Raw genomic sequence first — 4,373 nt, forward strand, 5'->3', positions numbered from 1 at the left:
GAAGACTTTAACGATTACAAGGATTATGTAAAGAATTACTGGGGAAAAGACATCCCGACCAGAATAGTAACTTTTGAACTCGACAATGACCAGCAATATTACGCAAGGGTTCCTTTAGAAAACAAGCTGTCAAACATTTACGAGGTTACAGTTATGGAATTATGAAATCAAAAATAAAACTTTTATTGCTAATATCATTGAGGTGAACATGCTTATTTCAAAATTCAAAACTGATATAGACCAAATTGATATCAAAAGAATAGAAAAAACGTTGGGGATCGAACTGCCAAAGGAATATGCAAGTTTTATTGAAAGATATAATGGGGGCGAGACTCCTAATACAGAATGGCACGGAAAAAACAGAAGTGATGTGAGAGGCTTTTTCGGAGTTGATGTATCTGATAGAAATTGGGATTTATTAGAACAAGTAAAAAGTGAAACGGGTACAACACTTTTTGAAAATGGATTATTGCCTATTGCATGTAATGTGTTTGGAGATTATTTTTGTTTGAATTATAAGGACGGAACTATTTGGCTCATGTATCATGATGCCGATAGAAAAGAGCTTTTGGCAGATGATTTCTCTTCTTTCATCTCAAAATGCAAAAGCGAGAGGATTAGAAAAGAAGCAATGCTTTCAATTGAAGAGAGAGAGCAGATGATGATTGCTAAAGGAAAAGCGGACAAGATTACAGATGGATTAAGAAAAATGTGGCAAGCTGAAATAGATAAATATTTTGGAATGAATCAAGAAGAAGTTAGGAATTTGAGATCATGCTAGAAAACTATGTAAAGTTCAGCGACATAACTGAAGAGATAAAAACAAAATATGAAAGCGCCTTACCATCAGAGCTTCTCACCATATGGAAAGAGCAGGGCTTTGGAAGCTTTATGAATGGCTTTTTCAAAGTGATAAATCCAGATGAGTATTCGAATCAGGTGAAAGCTCTTTTTCCAAAAGAGGATATCGTGGCTCCGGTAATGATTACCGGATTGGGGGATGTTGTCTATCTGGACAGCTTGGGAGCTGTGGGACTGCTTAAGTGTGGTTATGGAACGCGCAGACCCATGGCATCTGATATCAGTGAATTCCTTGAGGGACTTAAGAGTGAGAACTTTGATCCTGAACTTTGGGATTACAGGTCCTTCAGATCAATAGACAGGATCAGAGGAAAGCTTAATTACAGTCAGTGCTACTACTACGACCCGCTGGTAAGAGCCTGTGGTTACAGAAGAGTAGTACATCTGAAGAAGATAGAGCTAAAAGAATACTTTGATCTTCTGCTGCGCCAGGATAATTCTGTTGCATATGAGGACAGGCCTAAGCGTATGTCACGAGAAGATTTCCTTGCACAGAAAAAAGCATATGAAGAAAAAGTTTGCCAGAACATAGTGATCGATGAGGATTACAGAGGACAGACAGAGTTTGTATACGGGGTATTCTTTGACGAGAGGATTCAGGAATGGATAATTTACCATACTGAAGACAGGGGAAGAACCGGTTTTGAAATGGGTTGTATGGATGAGGATATTGCCTTTGGCATGCTGGCCCGGGAAATAGAAGTCAGGAAGGACGGGAAAATGCTTAAGTATAGTAAATCATCAAAAATAGCTTTTTGGATTCTGTTTGCATTTTTTGCTGTATTAGTAGCTGTTATTTTTATGATTTTTGCTTTTGCTTTGAAAAAGTATTATCTGCTTCTGGTTTTGGCGGCGATAATAGCATTGAGTATCTATATTTATAATATTTTTATATCAAAGTATTATCGCATCTTTGAGGATTGCATTGTTTACTATTCTAATAACAAAGAGAAACTTCGAATTGCTTACAGTTCAATCGATCATGCAGAACTGATCAAGAGAAGGGAAAGAAATGTCGAGTTTGAGCAGCTGAAGCTTTTCTTTGAAAACAAAAAGCGCAGTATTCGTATCAGCTATTATGATAATGTTGAAGAACTGCTGGACGAATTATATGAGCACGGGGTAAGATTTGACCTCCCTGCGGATTCTATCAGAGATAAATACATTGACTATATGCGCGCCAAGAATTAAGAGGATATTGGGAATGGCAGATTACAGACTGGACATTGATTGTGATGGAATAAAACTGAATTCGTATTTGGATATGCCCAAGAGGAACCCTGAAAAGTGCCCTTTGGGCATCATAATTCATGGCTTTACAGGTCATAGTGAGGAAAGACATATTGTTGCTGTTCAACAGACTCTTAATGAGATTGGAGTGGCGACTCTTCGAGCAGACATGTACGGACACGGAAAGAGCGATGGTAAATTTGAGGATCATACACTCTTTAAGTGGCTTACAAATATACTGGCTGTTGTTGACTATGCAAGGAAACTTGATTTTGTTACGGACATTTACATGGTAGGTCATTCACAGGGCGGTCTATCAATAATGCTTGCAGCAGCCATGGAAAGAGATATCATCAAGGCAATCATGCCGTTGTCACCGGCTGCTATGATTCCGGAAATCGCAAGAAAAGGCGAACTTCTCGGCTTGAAATTCGATCCAGAGAACATTCCCGATGAAATGGAAGCCTGGGACGGAAGAAAGCTCAAGGGTAATTACGCCAGAGTCGCACAGACAATAAGGGTTGAAGATTTTGTGGACAAATATCAAAAGCCTGTACTTATCGTTCACGGAGATCAGGATGAAGCTGTACCGTATGAGGTTTCCGTCAAGTTTTCCAAGCAGTACAAGAACTGCAAGTTTGTGACGATTCCTGGAGATAATCATTGCTATGACTATCATCTGGAACTTGTTACTGAGGCGGTAAAAGAGTTCATGGAGGAATTAATACAATGCCACAAATAAATATAGGAGTGCCTCTAGGTATGACATTTTCAGAATTGGTAGAAATGACAAAAGATATTGATTTAGAGAGTTTAGGAATCTATTTAGGTAAACGATCAAATATGGCTGATACAATAAGTTGCTGGAAAGACGGTGATGAATGGGTAATCTTAGAGGTGGATGATAGGCAAAAAGAATATGAAACTAGAGGGCCTGAAGAGGAAATTATTAGCCAGTTATACGGAACAATACATTTCAGATTAAGGCCTGAATGGCAAAAGTAGAGTCTTATTGCAGCTAACAGCGTAGAGGACGTACAGAGTGAAATGGATCCAAAATTTGAAGTAGATGAATCTCATATTGAGATCAGGAAGACCAATGAAGATAGCGAGATATACGTGGATGATGTTTCATATATTGACGATCCGGCAATTAATGCTACATGGGTATGATAAAAGAGATTGTGAGGTGATAAAAATGTTAATTAATGAACTGGAAGCACAATTAGCACAAGAGGGACTCTTTATGGCGCATGTAGGTATGAGCATAAAGAAGTACGTAAGGGGTGACCTTGTTTACAAGGATTCTCAATGGGATAACTGTGTTGATGTATATGGTATTTTCAAAGGAGAAGACGGAAAATATTGCATCTTCATAACCGATTCTGAAAGGGGAATACCACAGTATAGAAGGGTGTTTTCTACAGAAAGTGAAGCTTGTCAGGCCCTTAAGAGGAAGATTTCCTTAGAAGAAAGAATCTATCAGGAAAAGATGATGGGAAAATAATTTCTGATGCAGATATCCAAAAACAACACTAAGAGGAGAAATAATGTCAGATTTTGTAATTAAAGATACAGTTTTTACTGATATGAGTGTAAAGAGAGCAGAAGAGGCACTTTTGAATGTGAGTCTTAAAACTCTGCTTACGGGATATGATGAAAAGTATCGATTTTATAAACGGGATTCCTATTACTTAGATGTAACTGATGCAGATGTTATGTTTGAAAATGTTGTTTACCCAATTTATGAAAGTGGGAATAAAAACATTAATCTGCAAATGTTGGACGCTATTGATGACATGATAGATAATGGAGATGCTGCTCAGTTGTTCCAGGTCTATGATTATGTCATTAGTGAGCAGTTAATGAAGAGAAAATTCCCGAGTTTACCTTTTATAGTCTTTGATAGTGGTAGGATAAAAAGATTAGTACAGAAAACTAATGATATGGAACTTAAGCTAAAGCAGTATAGAGGCAAAATGTATGCTAGCGATAACAATACATTTTGGGATAGGGTGCAACGAACTATCAAAAGAAATTCCATCTTTTCTAGTAGTATAAATTGATAAAATGAAATATGAGTTTATTGAAGATGATAGAAAGATATATCGTGAAAACATCTTTAGCTCTTTTGATGAAATACCTGAGGAATTAGCTTTTGTGATTGCTGAAGAAAGGCAAAAAATAATAAGAATGGATAAAACAGGAAGATATGCTATATATGAAGGGAAGGAATATCACGCTTCTCTTGAGGATGATAAAAGGCATGTAGAAATATGGTC

The 4,373-nt window shown here is 37.3% G+C and carries 8 protein-coding genes; all 8 read left to right on the top strand.

Translation table 11 applies throughout. The annotated features are described in order from the left end of the window. The first annotated feature begins 193 nt into the window (after window positions 1–193). Entirely contained in the window at window positions 194–781 is a 588-nt protein-coding gene (locus tag G632_RS0118145; protein WP_255344697.1) for an SMI1/KNR4 family protein, read from the top strand. Continuing rightward, window positions 775–2,052: a GAD-like domain-containing protein gene (locus G632_RS0118150; protein ID WP_022770940.1), complete on the top strand. Its 1,278-nt coding sequence runs from the start codon at window positions 775–777 to the stop codon at window positions 2,050–2,052. The genes G632_RS0118145 and G632_RS0118150 overlap by 7 nt, the downstream gene beginning before the upstream one ends. 13 nt (window positions 2,053–2,065) lie before the next feature. Continuing rightward, window positions 2,066–2,833, top strand: coding sequence for an alpha/beta hydrolase family protein (locus tag G632_RS0118155; protein WP_022770941.1), 768 nt, complete (start codon window positions 2,066–2,068; stop codon window positions 2,831–2,833). A gap of 20 nt (window positions 2,834–2,853) precedes the next feature. Continuing rightward, a complete protein-coding gene (locus tag G632_RS0118160; protein WP_155828929.1) occupies window positions 2,854–3,096 on the top strand; it encodes a hypothetical protein in 243 nt (80 codons plus the stop codon). Window positions 3,097–3,138: 42 nt separating this feature from the next. Then, window positions 3,139–3,264, top strand: a complete 126-nt coding sequence (locus tag G632_RS22465) for a hypothetical protein (RefSeq protein ID WP_022770943.1) — start codon at window positions 3,139–3,141, stop codon at window positions 3,262–3,264. A gap of 25 nt (window positions 3,265–3,289) precedes the next feature. Further along, entirely contained in the window at window positions 3,290–3,598 is a 309-nt protein-coding gene (locus G632_RS0118170; RefSeq protein ID WP_155828930.1) for a hypothetical protein, read from the top strand. A gap of 43 nt (window positions 3,599–3,641) precedes the next feature. Further along, a complete protein-coding gene (gene ifs, locus G632_RS0118175; protein WP_022770945.1) occupies window positions 3,642–4,157 on the top strand; it encodes an NAD glycohydrolase toxin immunity factor in 516 nt (171 codons plus the stop codon). Between the two features lie 4 nt (window positions 4,158–4,161). After that, a partial coding sequence (locus G632_RS20760; RefSeq protein ID WP_035783190.1) for a hypothetical protein occupies window positions 4,162–4,373 on the top strand: 212 nt, incomplete at its 3' end.

It is taken from the genome of Butyrivibrio sp. NC2007 (genome assembly GCF_000421405.1).
Classification (GTDB): Bacteria; Bacillota; Clostridia; order Lachnospirales; family Lachnospiraceae; genus Butyrivibrio.